Source organism: Pseudomonas sp. CFBP 13719, assembly GCF_014842095.1.
In the GTDB taxonomy this organism is placed as follows: domain Bacteria; phylum Pseudomonadota; class Gammaproteobacteria; order Pseudomonadales; family Pseudomonadaceae; genus Aquipseudomonas.
The window spans coordinates 123,182-139,187 of the sequence record NZ_JACYVB010000004.1 but is presented as its reverse complement, the minus strand read 5'-3'; the positions used below and the strand labels follow the sequence as shown (position 1 = coordinate 139,187).

General features: G+C 62.9%; 12 protein-coding genes. All 12 read right to left on the bottom strand.

All coding sequences use genetic code 11. From position 1 onward, the window contains the following. Positions 1 to 246: 246 nt before the first annotated feature. On the bottom strand, positions 247 to 2,823 hold the full coding sequence (gene mdoH / locus IFT57_RS15265; protein WP_192151939.1) for a glucans biosynthesis glucosyltransferase MdoH: 2,577 nt from the start codon (positions 2,821 to 2,823) through the stop codon (positions 247 to 249). Continuing rightward, on the bottom strand, positions 2,816 to 4,555 hold the full coding sequence (locus tag IFT57_RS15260) for a glucan biosynthesis protein G (protein WP_342030361.1): 1,740 nt from the start codon (positions 4,553 to 4,555) through the stop codon (positions 2,816 to 2,818). The genes mdoH and IFT57_RS15260 overlap by 8 nt, the downstream gene beginning before the upstream one ends. A gap of 262 nt (positions 4,556 to 4,817) precedes the next feature. Beyond that, complete coding sequence (gene dtd, locus IFT57_RS15255) at positions 4,818 to 5,255, bottom strand: D-aminoacyl-tRNA deacylase (RefSeq protein ID WP_192151937.1); 438 nt, start codon at positions 5,253 to 5,255, stop codon at positions 4,818 to 4,820. Further along, complete coding sequence (gene pip, locus IFT57_RS15250; protein WP_122480467.1) at positions 5,252 to 6,223, bottom strand: prolyl aminopeptidase; 972 nt, start codon at positions 6,221 to 6,223, stop codon at positions 5,252 to 5,254. The genes dtd and pip overlap by 4 nt, the downstream gene beginning before the upstream one ends. A 90-nt stretch (positions 6,224 to 6,313) precedes the next feature. Continuing rightward, complete coding sequence (gene srmL, locus IFT57_RS15245; protein WP_192151936.1) at positions 6,314 to 7,459, bottom strand: PheS-related mystery ligase SrmL; 1,146 nt, start codon at positions 7,457 to 7,459, stop codon at positions 6,314 to 6,316. A 133-nt stretch (positions 7,460 to 7,592) separates the two neighbouring features. After that, positions 7,593 to 8,414, bottom strand: a complete 822-nt coding sequence (locus IFT57_RS15240) for a quaternary amine ABC transporter ATP-binding protein (protein WP_122714537.1) — start codon at positions 8,412 to 8,414, stop codon at positions 7,593 to 7,595. Continuing rightward, positions 8,411 to 9,262, bottom strand: a complete 852-nt coding sequence (locus tag IFT57_RS15235; protein ID WP_122480470.1) for an ABC transporter permease — start codon at positions 9,260 to 9,262, stop codon at positions 8,411 to 8,413. Before IFT57_RS15235 ends, IFT57_RS15240 begins: the two co-directional genes overlap by 4 nt. A gap of 45 nt (positions 9,263 to 9,307) precedes the next feature. Continuing rightward, positions 9,308 to 10,276: an ABC transporter substrate-binding protein gene (locus IFT57_RS15230; RefSeq protein ID WP_192151935.1), complete on the bottom strand. Its 969-nt coding sequence runs from the start codon at positions 10,274 to 10,276 to the stop codon at positions 9,308 to 9,310. A gap of 114 nt (positions 10,277 to 10,390) precedes the next feature. Beyond that, positions 10,391 to 11,101 (bottom strand): histidine utilization repressor, encoded by a 711-nt coding sequence (gene hutC, locus IFT57_RS15225; protein WP_192048256.1) that lies wholly within the window; start codon positions 11,099 to 11,101, stop codon positions 10,391 to 10,393. A 163-nt stretch (positions 11,102 to 11,264) separates the two neighbouring features. Next, positions 11,265 to 11,789 (bottom strand): lipocalin family protein, encoded by a 525-nt coding sequence (locus tag IFT57_RS15220; RefSeq protein WP_446731205.1) that lies wholly within the window; start codon positions 11,787 to 11,789, stop codon positions 11,265 to 11,267. Between the two features lie 289 nt (positions 11,790 to 12,078). After that, entirely contained in the window at positions 12,079 to 13,089 is a 1,011-nt protein-coding gene (locus IFT57_RS15215; RefSeq protein ID WP_122480474.1) for a class 1 fructose-bisphosphatase, read from the bottom strand. 447 nt (positions 13,090 to 13,536) lie between these two features. Further along, positions 13,537 to 15,987 (bottom strand): glycogen/starch/alpha-glucan phosphorylase, encoded by a 2,451-nt coding sequence (locus IFT57_RS15210; protein ID WP_192151933.1) that lies wholly within the window; start codon positions 15,985 to 15,987, stop codon positions 13,537 to 13,539. Between the last annotated feature and the right edge of the window lie 19 nt (positions 15,988 to 16,006).

The following is a 16,006-nucleotide window of genomic DNA, read 5'->3' as shown; positions in this document are numbered from 1 at the left end:
ACTGCAGCATGCCTGTGGGTGCCAGGTGGCACTATTGGAGGGCATGGCGGAAGAACCGTGGTGCGGCGTTCGCGGCCGCTGACCGCTCCTACAAAGAACTGCAGCATGCCTGTGTGTGCCAGGTGGCACTGTTGGGGAGCATGGCAGGAATATCGAGGTGAAGGCTTCGCGGGCAGAGCCCGCTCCCACAAGTAGCAAAAGCACTTCTGTGGGAGCGGGCTCTGCCCGCGAATGAGGCCAACACCGTCAGGCGTTCTGCAAGCCTGCCGCCGAGGCGGTATCCAGCGTTGGCACAGTCGGCGACTGCCGTTCCGCCTGCTTGGACTGACGCCACGCTTCCAGCCACGCGACGTTCTGATCGGCCCAGACATGCTCGTGCAGACGCGAGATCGCTACCGGATCACTGAGCAGCGACATGCGCGTGCTGTTGTCTAGCTTCTGCGGGCCACCCTCCAGTGCCTGATGCACCCACTGCGCGCGCATGCTTTCGATCGGCGCAGCCTTGCCGTGCCGCGCCGTGCCAAGGCCGTAGGCCAAGGCATTCTGGCGCGGATCGACGACGGCGCGCACGAACCCATCCTTGAGCGCGTTATCACGGTTCGCCTGGGTGTAGCGATCGGTGGACAGCAGCTCCTGCGGCGTGTCGTACTCCTCGGGAATCAGGAACAGCTTTTCATCGCGTGCCTGCATGCCCAGATTGGTCCGACTGGAGATCACCGACACCGGGATCGACAGCATCAGCGAACCCACGATCGGCGTCAGCCACCACAGGAAGCTGGGGTTCAGCCAGATCACCAGGGCAGCCCAGGCCGCGCCCAGCAGCGTCTGCGAGCCATGACGCTTGATCGCCTCGCTCCACGGCGTGGAGTCGTCGTCACGCTGCGGCGAGTTCCAGGTCGCGGCCCAGCCCAGAAATGCGGCAAGCACGAAGCGGGTATGGAACAGCATGCGCACCGGCGCCAGCAGCATGGAGAACAGCATCTCCAGCAGCATCGACAGGGTGACCTTGAACCGGCCGCCGTATTCTTTCGCGCCCTTGGCCCAGATCAGGATGATGCTCAGCAGCTTGGGCAGGAACAGCAGCACGATGGTGGTGGAGAACAGCGCCACCGCCTTGTCCGGATGCCATTGCGGCCATAGCGGGTACAGCTGACGCGGCGCCAGGAAGTAGGTCGGTTCCATCAGCGTGTTCACCGCCAGCAGCGCGGTGGACAGCACCAGGAAGAAGAACCACAACGGTGCCGACAGGTACGACATCACGCCGGTCAGGAATACCGCCCGGTGAACCGGGTGCATGCCCTTGACCAGGAACAGGCGGAAGTTCATCAGGTTGCCGTGGCACCAGCGGCGATCGCGCTTGAGCTCGTCGAGCAGGTTGGGCGGCAGTTCTTCATAGCTGCCCGGCAGGTCATAGGCAATCCACACGCCCCAGCCGGCGCGACGCATCAGTGCCGCCTCGACGAAGTCGTGGGAAAGAATCGCACCGGCGAACGCACCTTTGCCCGGCAACGGCGCCAGGGCGCAGTGCTCGATGAAGGGCTTCATGCGAATGATCGCGTTGTGCCCCCAGTAGTGCGATTCGCCCAACTGCCAGAAATGCAGGCCGGCGGTGAACAGCGGACCGTACACGCGGGTAGCGAACTGCTGCATGCGCGCATACAGGGTGTCCATGCCCGAAGCCTTCGGCGCGGTCTGGATGATGCCCGCATCCGGCGTCGCTTCCATCAAGCGAACCAGACTGGTCAGGCATTCGCCACTCATCACGCTGTCGGCGTCGAGTACCACCATGTAGCGGTATTCGCTGCCCCAGCGGCGGCAGAAGTCGTCGAGGTTGCCGCTCTTGCGTTTGACCCGACGGCGACGACGACGGTAGAAGATATGCCCGAAACCACCGGCTTCGCGGCACACTTCCAACCACGCCTGTTGCTCGGCAACCGCGATGTCGGGGTCGTTGGTGTCGCTGAGCACGAAGAAGTCGAAACGATCCAGGTCACCGGTGGCCTTGACCGATTCGAACGTGGCGCGCAGACCGGCGAAGACGCGTGTCACGTCTTCGTTGCAGATCGGCATGACCAGCGCGGTACGCGCGCCTGCCTCGATCGGCTCGTTGCCCGCGCTGGCACCGGAGATGCGGTACTTGTCGCGACCGGTGAGCAGTTCGAGGAAGCCCATCAATGCCGTCCAGAACCCCGCCGATACCCAGCAGAACAGGATCCCGAAGAGGATCAGGATGCTGGTCTGCAGGAAGTACGGCAGAACCTGAGTGGCGGTTTGCATGATCGGCTGGCGAACCACTTCGTCGAGGTCGACCATGCCCCAGCCCTGGTACGGCATGATGCCTTTCATGTACCAACCGGCGACGATGGTCTGGCCCAGCATCAGCACCAGCAGGATGTAGCGACGCATCGAGCCGACCCAGCGCCAACGCGCCTTGGGCAGCACACGCTTGTCGCTGGTGGGCTCGGGTTTGCTGGCCTTGCCGGTCAGCTTGCGCCATACCCGAACCAGCACGTTGGTGCGCCACGGTTCCGGGATCACCAGCGTGCGGTTGATCGGTGGCGTGGCCTTGAGCTGCAGGCGGCCGCTGGCGTCGACGCCAAGCATCTCGGCCTCTTCCAGTTCGGCAGCCGAGCCCAGCCGCAGGCGCTGCTCGACCGAGTTCTGTGCGCCGAGCACGGCATCGTGCGCCGGGCGCCCGGAAAGGCGCTCGTGCAGTTCGGTGAAGGACGTGCAGTCGGCAAGTTCTGCGCGCTGCGCGTCCCCCAGGGGCAAATGAGCCAGATATTCGCCTAGCGATTCTGGCCGAGCTGGAGAATTAGTCATCGGCGGGCAACTGGTAGCTCCAGGTTTCAGTCAGGACCTGTTCGGTCTTGACCGGTTCGGTAGGTGTGACAGGAGCGGCTTCAGGCGCGGCAGGTGCCTGGGCAACCTCGGCAGCCTTGTCGGCCTTGCCGTGTGCCTTGTCATGCTTGTGCGCAGCCTTGTCTTCGACCGGCTCGGCTGCCTTGACAGGCTCCACCGGCAGATCCTTGACCAGCGCCGCCCGCATTTCCACGGCCTTGTTCGGATCCTTGACCTTGACCCGCAGGGTCAAACGCCAGCCTTTGGTTTCCGGGTTGTAGCGAACGTTGTTCTCGACCAGTTCGGCGTTGTCATCGACGCTGACCTGACTGCGAACGGCGGCGTCTTCAGGCAGAGCGGCCAGCACCGGACCTTCGTAGTCGATCAGGAAGGCAATGCTGCCATCGGCCTGACGAATCAGGTTGGACTGCTTCACGTCACCGGTCGAGCGCAGGGTCTGATTGACCCAGGCAACGTCAGGCGAATGAAACTCGTCTTCGTCCGTGGTCCAGTGCAGGCGGTAGTTATGCTCCAGTGCCTGGCCTGGCTCCGGGATCTTTTCCGGGTTCCAGAACGCCACGATGTTGTCGTTGGTTTCGTCGGCGGTCGGAATTTCAACCAGGTCGACGGTACCTTTGCCCCAATCACCCTTCGGCTCGATCCAGGCGCTCGGACGCTTGTCGTAGCGGTCGTCGAGGTCTTCGTAACGGGAGAACTCGCGGCCACGCTGCAGCAGACCGAAACCACGCGGGTTCTCGACGGTGAAGCTGCTCACGGCCAGGTGCTTGGGATTGTTCAGCGGGCGCCACAGCCACTCACCGTTGCCGGCATGGATGGACAGGCCGGTGGAGTCGTGCAACTCATGACGGTAGTTCTGCACACGCGACGGCTGGTTCGAGCCGAACAGGAACATGCTGGTCAGCGGCGCAATGCCCAGGCGGCTGACACGGTCACGCAGGAACACACGCGACTCGACGTCGACAGTGGTGTCCTTGCCCGGACGCAAAGTCAATTTGTAGGCACCGGTGGAACGCGGCGAATCCAGCAGGGCGAAAATCACCAACTGCTTGTCGCCTTCGTTCGGCCGTTCGACCCAGAACTCGCGGAACCGTGGGAACTCTTCACCCGACGGCAGTGCCGTATCCAGGGCCAGGCCGCGGGCCGACAGACCATAGACCTGATTTTTGCCGATGACGCGGAAATAGCTCGCGCCCAGCATGGTCATGATTTCGTCCTGCTTGTCCGCCTTGTTGATCGGGAACAATACGCGGAAACCGGCGTAGCCCAACTGATCGGTGGATTTGGGATCGAACTGCAGGTCGCCGAAATCGAAACGCGCTGGGTCGTACTTGATTTCGTTGACGGTGGTAGCGGTGACTTCGTTGATCTTCACCGGGGTGTCGAAGTGCATGCCCTGATGATAGAAGGACAGCTTGAACGGGGTCTTGGCGTCGGCCCATTCGGCGTTTTCATTGCGGAAACGGATCTTCTGGTAGTCCGCAAACTTCATGTCGCGAAACTCTTTGGGCAGATTGCTGCGCGGAGTTTCGAATTTCTGACCGGCGAGCTCCTTGGCGCGTCCGGCAACATCATCCAGGCTGAAGGCCCAGAGTTGGCTGGCGCTGAACAGGCAGAACAGTGCAGACCCGGCCAGCATCGCATTGCGCAACCGAGTGCGGGGTGTTCTTGAAGCATTTAAAGGACTAACAATCACGAGCAACCCTCGCCGAAAACATATCGAAAAACCAACGGCCAGCAGTCTTGCGCCGGGTTGGCGAGCACTGTTCCGACTCCAAAAGGGCTTAATGATTCCCCAAGCGGAGCCGGACACGCTTCAAACTGGACATACCGGGTAGCGAAACGTGGCCCCCTGGCGCGCGATTATCTAGTACGTCGCGTCACAACGCATCAGGGTAGCTCAAGTATTTATGCTGTGGAGAGCGGTCGACGACCGCAAACTCGCCAGCAATAGGCCACTAAATTTGTAACAAGAAGGTTACAGGCCCGTCGTTGGTCAGGCTTACCTGCATATCGGCACCGAATTGCCCGACCTGAACCTGTGGATGCGCTTTTTTTGCAGCCTCGACGAGGTGCTCGAACAGCGCCTGTGCCAGGGCCGGCACGGCCGCAGTGGAGAAGCCTGCGCGCAGACCGCTGCGGGTGTCCGCCGCCAAGGTGAATTGCGACACCAGCAGCAGGCCGCCGCCAATATCCTTCAGCGACAGGTTCATCTTGCCTTGCTCATCGCTGAACACTCGATAGTTGAGCAGCTTGTGCAAGAGCTTGTCGGCGCTGGCGGCGGTGTCGTCCGGCTCGACCGCGACCAGCACCAGCAGGCCTCGGTCGATCGCCCCGATGGTTTGCCCGGCCACCTCGACGCGGGCCTGGCTGACCCGCTGCAGCAGCCCCTTCACGCCTCTTCCAGTGGCAGGTCCAGCAGACGCCGCGCCATCTGCTCGGCGGCACGCACCAGGGCGTCGGTAATGCCCGGCTCCGAGGCGGCATGGCCGGCGTCGCGAATCACTTGCAGCTCGCTGTTGGGCCAGGCCTGATGCAGCGCCCAGGCGTTGTCCAGCGGGCAGATCACGTCGTAGCGGCCGTGCACGATGACCGCTGGCAGGTGGGCGATGCGTGGCATGTCGCGGATCAACTGGTCCGGCTCGAGGAAGGCATTGTTGACGAAGTAGTGAGTTTCGATGCGTGCGATCGACAGCGCACGCTGCGGCTCGGAGAAGCGATCGACCACCAGTGGGTTGGGCCGCAGGGTCGCGGTACGCCCTTCCCAGGTGGACCACGCCTTGGCCGCATGCATCTGGGCAATCTGGTCATTGCCGGTAAGACGCTTGTGGAAGGCCTGCAACAGGTTGCCGCGCTCATCGAGCGGAATCGGCGCGATGTAGTCCTGCCAATAATCGGGGAACAGGCGGCTGGCGCCGGCCTGGTAGAACCATTCGATTTCCTGTGGGCGGCAGAGGAAGATCCCGCGCAGGATCAGGCCATGCACCCGCTCGGGATGGGTCTGGGCATAGGCCAGGGCCAGCGTGGAGCCCCAGGAACCGCCGAACAGCACCCACTTGTCGATGCCCAGATGTTCGCGAATGCGCTCCATGTCTGCCACCAGCCGCCAGGTGGTGTTGTTCTCGATGCTGGCATGGGGCGTGGAACGGCCGCAGCCGCGCTGGTCGAAGGTCACGATGCGATAGACGTTGGGATCGAAGTAGCAACGGCTCTGCGCGTCGCACCCGGAACCTGGGCCGCCGTGGATGAACAGCACCGGCAAGCCCTTGGGCGAGCCGCTTTCGTCGACATACAGCACGTGCGGCTCTTCCACGGCCAGATCATGCCTGGCGTAGGGTTTGATCTGCGGGTACAGGGTTTGCATCGTGCGCTCCGTTGGATATTGGGTCTCTGCCTTTGGCCATCATAAACCCGAATGACTGCTCGGCGCATTCTCCCTATCCATTGCAGGGTTTCACAAGCGTTCCCCTACCAGATAGGCGCCACCCGGCACGCCCTGGTGCAGGGCCGTGCGGATGTCGCGGTACAGGCCGTCGGCCTGCTGCGCAGTCAGGGATTGGGCGTGGTCGCGCAGCACCACCTGCAGCACCAGGTTGTGCTGGCCGCGAACGATGCCCAGGCGCTTGATGGTCAGCGAAGGCAATTCCTCGAACGGCCAGCAGCCGCGTATGTGCAGCTCCTCGATCCAGCTGGCGCGGTAGCCGGCCACCTGCAGGACCTGCTCGGTGATGTCCTCGATGCCCAACCCCGGTGCCACCGCCAGCGACAGGTCACGGCTGATCGCCGGCTGGCGGTACAGCGGTTGCCAGGCCTTGAGGTCGCCCATCTGCGCCTGCACCTGGGGATGGCCATCGCGCAGCAGGCGGATGTCCGGAACACCTTTGCGCAGCATCGCCAGGCGATCCAACCCCAGGCGCAGGACCAATCCGCCATGGGCCTGGGGATCGACATCCAGACGCTGCAGGAACGCCGGGCAGATGCAGCCGCAGGCGAGGATGTCCACCGGTGCCTGGCGAGTTACCAGACTGACGTTGAGGCCATCGCGGGTAAAACCGCAGGCTCCGCAGCTGTGCCCCCACATTCGCCCCGGCACGGCGATGTCCAGCACATCACCGACCAGCCGCAGCAGCTCCTGACGATTGCCCAGTGCGGCGTCGCCCAGCACCCAGATGTCCATCTGGTGCGGCTCGGCGCAATGCCAGCGATCGCGGATGTCGCGACGAAAGGTGATCCCCGGTGCAGCGAGCATGATGGTTTCGCCTGGTGCCCGACGCGCCGCCGCCGCTTGCAGGCCGGTGATGATCGCGCTGCTGGTCTGGGTGCGCAGCAACAGTTCGTCATCGACCCAGCAGCTGTGGTTACCCACTTCATCCGTCACCTGGGGGTCGTCGCCGCACAGCTGGAAGTTTTCCACGGCAGAGATGATCCGCGGTCCCTTGTGCACCTCGGCCAGGGGCCAGCCTCGTCGCACCAGGCCGGCGAGCAGGTCCCTGACCAGCAGGCGCACGGCATGGGGCGGCTCGCAGGCGTCGGTCAGGTCGGCAATGCGCAGCGCCTTGTGTATCGCTTCATGGCTGAGATAGTGCTTGGTGACGGGCATGCAGGCATTCCTTGTTCGAGGCGAATGCCTGCACGCTAGGCAGGGTATTGCGGGACTACAATCAGAAAAGTCTGAAAGGGATGTTATTCAGAAACGTCTGTCGGACGTTTCCGAAAACACCCCGCGCAGAGCTTCAGATCGCGACACTGCGCCGCTGGACGAACCGGTCGACGTAGTCGTCGGCCGGGTTGTGCAGGATTTCCCTGGCGGTACCGGCCTGAATCAGGCGTCCATCCTTGAGGATGGCAATCCGGTTGCCCAGGCGAAGCGCTTCGTCCAGGTCGTGGGTAATGAATACGATGGTCTTGTGCAGACGTGTCTGCAGTTCCAGCAATTGGTCCTGCATCTCCGCGCGGATCAAGGGGTCCAGGGCACTGAACGCCTCGTCCATGAGAATGATGTCGGTATCCGCCGCCAATGCCCGCGCCAGGCCCACGCGCTGGCGCATGCCGCCGGAGAGCTGCTGCGGGTAGGCACGTTCGTAGCCGTTGAGGCCCACCGCTTCGACCCAGTGCTGCGCGCGCTCCTCACACAGCGCCTTGCTTTCGCCTCGCACCTTGAGGCCATAGGCGACGTTGTCCAGCACGCTTTTGTGCGGCAACAGGCCGAAGCTCTGGAACACCATGCTGATCTTGCGTCGGCGAAATGCGCGCAGCGCCGGCATGTCGTAACGCAGGATATCCTCGCCATCCACCAGTATCTGGCCACTGGAAGGATCTACCAGTCGGTTGAAATGACGCACCAGGGTCGACTTGCCCGACCCGGACAACCCCATGATGACGAAAACCTCGCCTGCAGCGATCGACAACGACAGGTCGTCGACCCCGACCACGCAGCCGGTAGCGGCCAGCACCTGCTCCTTGCTTTGCCCTTGCTGACTCAGCGCGAGCGCTTCTTTCTCGCGCTTGCCGAACACCTTGTAGACATTGCGCACTTCGATCTTCGGCGCGTTCATCGGCCTGCCTCGTGACGGGGGCGACCATAGGCCTGGGTGATGCGGTCGATCACGACCGCTAGAATGACGATTGCCAACCCGGCCTCAAGGCCCTTGCCCACGTTCAGGGTCTGGATGCCCACCAGTACGTCTTCGCCAAGACCACGGGCACCGATCATCGAGGCAATCACTACCATCGACAGCGCCATCATGGTGGTCTGGTTGATACCGGCCATGATGCTCGGCAGGGCCAGTGGCAGTTGCACACCGAACAGTTGCTGCCAGCGGTTGGCACCGAAGGCGTTGATCGCTTCCATGACCTCGCGATCGACCTGGCGAATGCCCAGGTCGGTCAGGCGTATCAGCGGCGGCGCCGCGTAGATCACGGTAGCGAAGATGGCCGGCACCTTGCCCAGGCCAAACAGCATCAGTACCGGGATCAGGTACACGAAGCTGGGCATGGTCTGCATGATATCGAGCAGCGGCATCAGCACTGCACGCAGCCGGTCGCTGCGCGCGGCCAGAATACCCAGGGGAATGGCGATCACCACGGAAATCAGCGTGGCAACCAGCATCAATGCCAAGGTCTGCATGAGCTTGTCCCACAGCCCCACCGCGCCGACCAGAAACAACAGGCCGACGATGACCGCAGTGGTCAGCCACTTGCGCGATGCATGCCAGGCGATACCGCCAACAATCGCCAGCATCAACCACCAGGGCGTCATGCGCAGCAGGCTTTCCAGGTTGACGATGGCCCACAGCAGGGTGTCGGAAATCTGCCGGAAGACATCGCCGTAGCGGGTCACCAGCGCATCGACGCCGTCATTGACCCAGTTGGCGATGGAGAAGGTGAAGCTTTCAGGAAACATGGGGCGCTCTCGATGCTGGGGACTTTCTCGATGCCAAGGACCGCATCAAAGCGCTGCTTCGATCTTGGTGGCGGCCGCTTCGCTGACCCATGGCTTCCAGACGTCCGGATGCTCCTTGAGGAACAGGCGCGCCAGCTTGGGCGACTCGATACGCTCGCGGCTCATGCGCGCCAGGTTCTGGTTGAGCAGATCGATAGGCAGGTTGACCTTTTCGAACACGCCGAGCAATTCCGGCGCACCATCGTGAAAGGCCTTGGACAGGCCGACCTTGATGCTGATGGTCTTGTCCACGCCGGGTTTTTCCGCCAGCTTGACAACGTCGACCTGGCCCAGCAGAGGCGTTGGTGACCAGTAATAGAACAGGATCGGTTCGCCCCGCTTGTAGCTCGACAGTACCGCCGCATCGAGGGCGGGCCCTGTACCCGGACGGAAATTGGTGTAGCTGTCCAGCAGGCCGTAGCTTTTGAGCATCTCGCTGTTTTCCAGCTCGCAGGTCCAGCCGGCGGGGCAATTGTAGAAACGCCCCTTGTTCGGTTCTTCCTGATCCTTGAACACCTGGGCGTATTTACCCAGGTCGGCAATGGCCTTGAGGTCGGGCGCCTTGGCGTCGAGGCCGCGCTTGGTGTCGCCTTCGATCACATAGCGCGGCACGTACCAGCCTTCCACAGCGCCGGTGATCGGTGCGCCGACTCCCACCACCTTGCCCGCCTGTTCGGCCTTGTTCCAGACCTCGCTGCGACCGACCCATTCCTCGGCGAACACCTGGATGTCGTTGCTGCCCAGGGCGCTCTCCATAGTGATGGAGTTGCCTGGCAGGCTGTCGGTCTTGCAGTCGTAGCCGTGTTCCAGCACGAACTGCAGCAGGTCGGTGAGCAGCATGCCGCTCTCCCAGTTCAGGCCGGCGAATTTCACCGGTTTGCCCGATTCGCACCACCCGGCGGCTTGGCTGTTACCGGCAGCGGCCAGCAAGCCCAGGGAAAGGCTCGTTGCCAGGAGGGTCTTGTTCAGTTTCATCGGGTCCTGCTCCACATGGGCCATGGGTCACGGCGGTCTATGGCTGTGACCGCGCGATGAGCCATTGTTCTGCGCGACGTGTGGCAGATTGGCGTATTTGTGCCGCAGGCAGGCCTATTTGGTGAAGCGCCCTTCCAGCCGATGGCGCGAACCGGGGTGGATCAAGCGCGCCGCCGTGACCGGCGTCTTGCCCGACCAGGTGCGCCGCAGGATCAGCAGGCAGGGTTCGCCGCGCTCGATCTGCAGCAGTTCGCACTCGCTGGGGTTGGCCAGCATGGCTTCCACCAAGTGCTCGCCGGCGGTCAGCGGAGCCACGCGGGTCAGGTAGGCATACGGCGTCTCTTCGACGAAGTCCTGTTGCAGGTATTGTGGGGCGATCTGGGCGTTGACGTAGCGGTCCTCGATCTGCACCGGGATGTCGTTTTCGTAGTGGACAATGATCGAATGAAACACCCGCTGGCCTTCGCGCATGCTCAGGATCAGGGCACGTTCCGCACCGGCCGCCTCTTCTTCCAGCAGCACCAGGCGGCTGCTGTGACGATGGCCGCGGGCGGCAATCTCGTCGGCAACGTTGTGCACTTCGAACAGCGCCGACTGGCTTTTCGGCTCGGCCACGAAAGTCCCCACGCCCTGCATGCGCACCAACAGGCCTTCGGCCGTCAACTCGCGCAAGGCGCGGTTGATGGTCATCCGGCTGAAGCCCAACTGGTTGACCAGCTCGCTTTCCGAGGGCACCCGGTAGTGCGGTGGCCAGGTACCGTTGAGGATCTGCACCGCGATCATCTGTTTGACGCGGGCATACAAGGGCGCCGGACTTTCGCCCATCTGGGCAGCCAGCGCAGGGACAACGGGCGGAGTCGGCACGGGAATTCCTTGATTGATTCGTGGGGCACAGCGAGTGACATTGTAACGCGACTCGCGCCTGGGCAGTAACGCGACTCGCGCCCGGACAACTCTGCACGGGCCGGGCGCGAGCCGGGATGCGCCATCACTTGCCGATATCGGCATCCGCCGCGCGCCAGATCAGGCGCGTGGTGTCATAGCCCTGCTGGCGTGCTTTGGCCAGCATCCGCTCGCGCACTGCGGTGGAAACCTGGGGTGTACGCGACAGCAGCCACAGGTACTTGCGGTTCGGGCTGCCGACCAGCGCGTGCTGGTAGCTGTCGTCCACGTCCAGTACCCAGTAGTCGCCCTTGGCCAGGCCAGGGGCCATTCTGGAGAACCAGTTGTCGAACACCACCCACAGCTTGTCGGTCTTGCCCGGGACCTGCGGCGAAGCGGTGCCGTTGGCTTCCTGCCACTTGCCAGCCTCGGTGCGGCAGCGGTTGAGCACGCCGATGTTGCCGTCGGCCTGCAGGGTGTAATGGGCTTCGGATTGGGCGCAGTTGCGCTGGAAGAACATGGGCAGCCTGGCCACTTCGTACCAGGTGCCCTGGTAACGCTGCAGGTCTACGCTGTCGACGGTGCGTGGCGCCATGCTGGCGTCGGGGGAGTTGCTGCAGCCAGCGATCATCAGCGACAGGCATAAAGGCAGCAAGGCGAAGGTGCGCAACGACATGGGGGCTCTCCTTGAACGGCAGACACAGGGGATGTGCTGCTTAGAAGAGCGCAGACCGCGCGGGTTCCAATTGCAAGCAGCCCCTTTGGTAGCGGGGCACGGTATTTAATGTGTGGGAGCGGGCTCTGCCCGCGAAGGCCTCACCGCGATCTGCCTGACACACCGCGCCGCTCTCTTCGCGGGCAGAGCCCGCTCCCACAGAGGGGGGCACGGCCTCTGCTAGAAACTGCTAGCCGTGCGGCGTTTACTCGGTGTGGTAACCGGTGACGCGCTCGACTTCCTGCTTGGAGCCCAGGAACACGGCCACACGCTGGTGCAGGCCCTCAGGCTTGATGTCCATGATGCGCTGGCGGCCATCGGTCGAAGCGCCACCGGCCTGCTCTACCAGGAACGACATCGGGTTGGCTTCGTACATCAGGCGCAGCTTGCCTGGCTTCTCTGGCTCGCGGCTGTCGCGTGGATACATGAACAAGCCACCGCGGGTCAGGATACGGTGCACGTCGGCGACCATGGACGCGATCCAGCGCATGTTGTAGTTCTTCTTCAACGGGCCTTCTTCACCGGCCAGCAGCTCGTCCACGTACTTGGTCACCGGGGCTTCCCAGTGACGCTTGTTGGACATGTTGATGGCGAACTCGGCGGTGGTTTCCGGAATCTGCATGTTCTCGTGGGTCAACACGAAGCTGCCCATTTCACGATCCAGGGTGAAGCCCTTGACGCCGTTGCCCAGGGTCAGAATGAGCATGGTCTGCGGGCCATAGATGGCGTAACCGGCAGCGACCTGCTCGGTGCCTGGCTGCAGGAAGGCTTGTTCCTTCAGGCTGTCGTTCTGGCTCAAGTGCTCGGTAGGGCAGCGCAGTACCGAGAAGATGGTGCCGACCGAAACGTTGACGTCGATGTTGGAGGAGCCGTCGAGGGGGTCGAATACCAGCAGGTAGGCGCCCTTGGGGTACTGGCCGGGAATCTGGTAGGCGTTGTCCATTTCTTCGGACGCCATGCCGGCCAGGTGGCCGCCCCATTCGTTGGCTTCGAGCAGGATGTCGTTGGACAGTACGTCCAGCTTCTTCTGCACTTCACCTTGGACGTTTTCGGTGCCCATGCTGCCAAGCACGCCACCCAGGGCGCCCTTGGACACCGCATGGCTGATCTCTTTGCACGCGCGCGCCACCACTTCGATCAGGAAGCGCAGATCGGCCGGCGTGTTGTTGCTGCGGGTCTGCTCGATCAAGTAGCGACTCAGGGTAACGCGGGACATGGACGACTCCGGAGTAGAAAAGGGGTTGGGGAAAGCCCGCACAGTTTACACGGGTGCGGTCAAACCTAGCGAGCGCTAGCCACGCCGCGGCAGCCATCAGATCGCTATCAGGGAATATAGTTCGCCGCTGAGCATGCGGCGAGCCCTTCGCGGCCGATGACCGCTCCTACGGGAGAGACCCAAAATTCCGTAGGAGCGGTCTGTGGCCGCGAAAAGGCCGACGCGGGTTACCTGATACACCGCGGCGCGTTCTTCGCGGCCGATGACCGCTCCTACGGGAGGAACACAAAATTCCGTAGGAGCGGTCTATGGCCGCGAAAAGGCCGACGCGGGTTACCTGATACACCGCGGCGCGCCCTTCGCGGCCAATGACCGCTCCTACCAGAGGAACACAAAACATCTGTGGGAGCGGTCTATGGCCGCGAAGGGCATGCGCGGTATCGGGCTTTACTCCAGCGCCTGCCAGATATCCTGCGCATACTCGCGGATGGTCCGGTCAGAAGAGAACCAACCCATGCGTGCCGTGTTCAGTACTGCCATGCGCCACCACTTATCGGCGTCGTGCCAGGTATCCTCGACCTTGCGCTGGGCATCCCAGTACGCGTCGAAATCGGCGCACAGCAGGAAGCGGTCGTAATTGGTCAGCGAATCGACCAACCCCACATAGCGCGATGGATCATCCGGCGAGAACACCCCGCCGCGGATGGCCTGCAGCACATCGTTCAACCGATGGGAGGCCGCGACGTCGCCATGAGCGCTGTAGCCCCCGGCATGCTTGCGCTCTTCCACCTGGGCTGCGGTCATGCCAAAGATGAACATGTTTTCCTTGCCGAGGAACTCGCACATCTCGACGTTGGCGCCATCCAGCGTGCCGATGGTCAAGGCCCCATTGAGGCCGAACTTCATGTTGCTGGTGCCCGACGCTTCGTAGCCGGCCGTGGAAATCTGCTCGGACAGATCCGCTGCCGGAATGATGCTTTCCGCCAGGCTGACGTTGTAGTTGGGCAGGAACACCACCTTGAGCAGCCCGCGCACGGTCGGGTCGTTGTTCACCACCCGAGCGATGTCGTTGGCCAGCTTGATGATCAGCTTGGCCTGGTGATAGCTGGCCGCCGCCTTGCCGGCGAAGATCTTCACCCGCGGCACCCAGTTCGTCTCCGGCTCGGCGCGAATGGCCTGGTAGAGCGCCACGGTGTGCATCAGGTTGAGCAATTGCCGCTTGTACTCGTGGATGCGCTTGACCTGAACGTCGAACATGGCCTCGGGATTGACCGCTACCCCCACGCGCTCGTGAATGATGCGCGCGAGTGCTTTCTTGCTGTTCAGCCGTTGCGCAGCGAACGCCTTGCGGAACTCGGGCTGGTCGGCAAACGGTTCGAGGTTCTTCAGCAGCACTTCCGGATTGTCGAGCAATTGCGGCCCGAGCTTGTCGACCAGCATGGCAGTCAGCTCGCTGTTGGACTGGTACAGCCAGCGGCGGAACGTGATGCCGTTGGTCTTGTTGTTGATCCGGTCGGGATAGAGCTTGTGCAGCTCGGAGAACACCGTGCTGCGCATCAACTGGGTGTGCAGGCCCGACACGCCGTTGACGCTGTGCGAGCCGAGGAACGCCAGGTTGCCCATGCGCACGCGACGGCCGTTGTCTTCCTCGATCAGCGATACCGCGCGCAGCACATCGACGTCGTCCTGGCCTTTGGCACGCAGCGAATCGATGTGATAGGCGTTGATCAGGTAGATGATCTGCATGTGCCGCGGCAGCATGCGCTCCATCAAGCCCACGGGCCAGGTTTCCAGCGCTTCGGGCAACAGCGTGTGGTTGGTGTAGGCCAGGGTGTTGACGGTGATTTCCCACGCCGTGTCCCAGGCCAGACCGTGTTCATCCACCAACTGGCGCATCAGCTCTGCCACGGCGATGGAGGGGTGAGTGTCGTTGAGCTGAATGGCGGCCTTGTCGGACAGGTTGAGCAGGCTGTCGTTGCCATTGAGGTGACGACGCAACAGGTCCTGGAGGGAGGCTGCAACGAAGAAATACTCCTGGCGCAGGCGCAACTCCTGGCCCGCCTCGGTGCTGTCGGCGGGGTACAGGACCCGCGAGATGCTTTCGGCCCGTGCCACTTCGGCCACGGCGCCCAGGTGGTCGCCCGCGTTGAAGCGTTCCAGGTGCAACTCTTCCAGTGCCCGCGCGCGCCACAGGCGCAGCGTGTTGACACTCGAACCGCGCCAGCCGACCACTGGCGTGTCATAGGCGACCGCACGAACGGTCTCGCTGGGCCACCACACCTGCTTTTGCTGGCCTTCGCTGTCGGTGACGGTTTCCACATGGCCGCCGAAGCTGATCGGGTAGATCACTTCAGGACGCTCGAACTCCCAGGGGTTGCCGAAATTCAGCCAGTTTTCCGTCTGCTCCTGCTGCCAGCCATCGACGATGGCCTGGCGGAACAGGCCGTGTTCGTAACGGATGCCATAGCCGTGGGCAGCGACGCCCAGGGTCGACATGCTTTCCATGAAACAGGCGGCCAGGCGACCCAGGCCACCATTGCCCAGCGCCGCATCGGGCTCGAGCAGACGGATGCGTTCCAGGTCCACGCCCAGGTCGGTCAACGCTTCACGGGCGATGTCCAGCAACCCGAGGTTGCTCAGGCTGTCGTAGAGCAGCCTGCCGATGAGAAATTCCAGCGAAAGGTAATAGACCCGTTTCTGACCCTTGCGGTAGATCTGCCGGGTGTGATCCATCCAGTGCTCGACCATGTGGTCGCGCGCCGCCAGGGCAATGGCCTCGAACCAGTCATGGTCGAATGCGTGATCGGGGTCCTTGCCCACCGCGTAGGTGAGTTTGGCGAGTACAGCAGCGCGAAAATCGGCCACCTCGGCGTCACGGACAAGCGGTTCCTGAGACATGCAATGCGTCCTCGGGGAA

What these genes read in the sequence shown, in the direction of transcription:
- IFT57_RS15235 (WP_122480470.1), bottom strand. Translation starts at nt 9,262, where the DNA reads ATGTTTCCTGAAAGCTTCACCTTCTCCATCGCCAACTGGGTCAATGAC.
- hutC (WP_192048256.1), bottom strand. Translation starts at nt 11,101, where the DNA reads ATGGGCGAAAGTCCGGCGCCCTTGTATGCCCGCGTCAAACAGATGATC.
- mdoH (WP_192151939.1), bottom strand. Translation starts at nt 2,823, where the DNA reads ATGACTAATTCTCCAGCTCGGCCAGAATCGCTAGGCGAATATCTGGCT.
- IFT57_RS15210 (WP_192151933.1), bottom strand. Translation starts at nt 15,987, where the DNA reads ATGTCTCAGGAACCGCTTGTCCGTGACGCCGAGGTGGCCGATTTTCGC.
- IFT57_RS15215 (WP_122480474.1), bottom strand. Translation starts at nt 13,089, where the DNA reads ATGTCCCGCGTTACCCTGAGTCGCTACTTGATCGAGCAGACCCGCAGC.
- IFT57_RS15240 (WP_122714537.1), bottom strand. Translation starts at nt 8,414, where the DNA reads ATGAACGCGCCGAAGATCGAAGTGCGCAATGTCTACAAGGTGTTCGGC.
- srmL (WP_192151936.1), bottom strand. Translation starts at nt 7,459, where the DNA reads ATGCCCGTCACCAAGCACTATCTCAGCCATGAAGCGATACACAAGGCG.
- IFT57_RS15230 (WP_192151935.1), bottom strand. Translation starts at nt 10,276, where the DNA reads ATGAAACTGAACAAGACCCTCCTGGCAACGAGCCTTTCCCTGGGCTTG.
- IFT57_RS15220 (WP_446731205.1), bottom strand. Translation starts at nt 11,789, where the DNA reads ATGATCGCTGGCTGCAGCAACTCCCCCGACGCCAGCATGGCGCCACGC.
- pip (WP_122480467.1), bottom strand. Translation starts at nt 6,223, where the DNA reads ATGCAAACCCTGTACCCGCAGATCAAACCCTACGCCAGGCATGATCTG.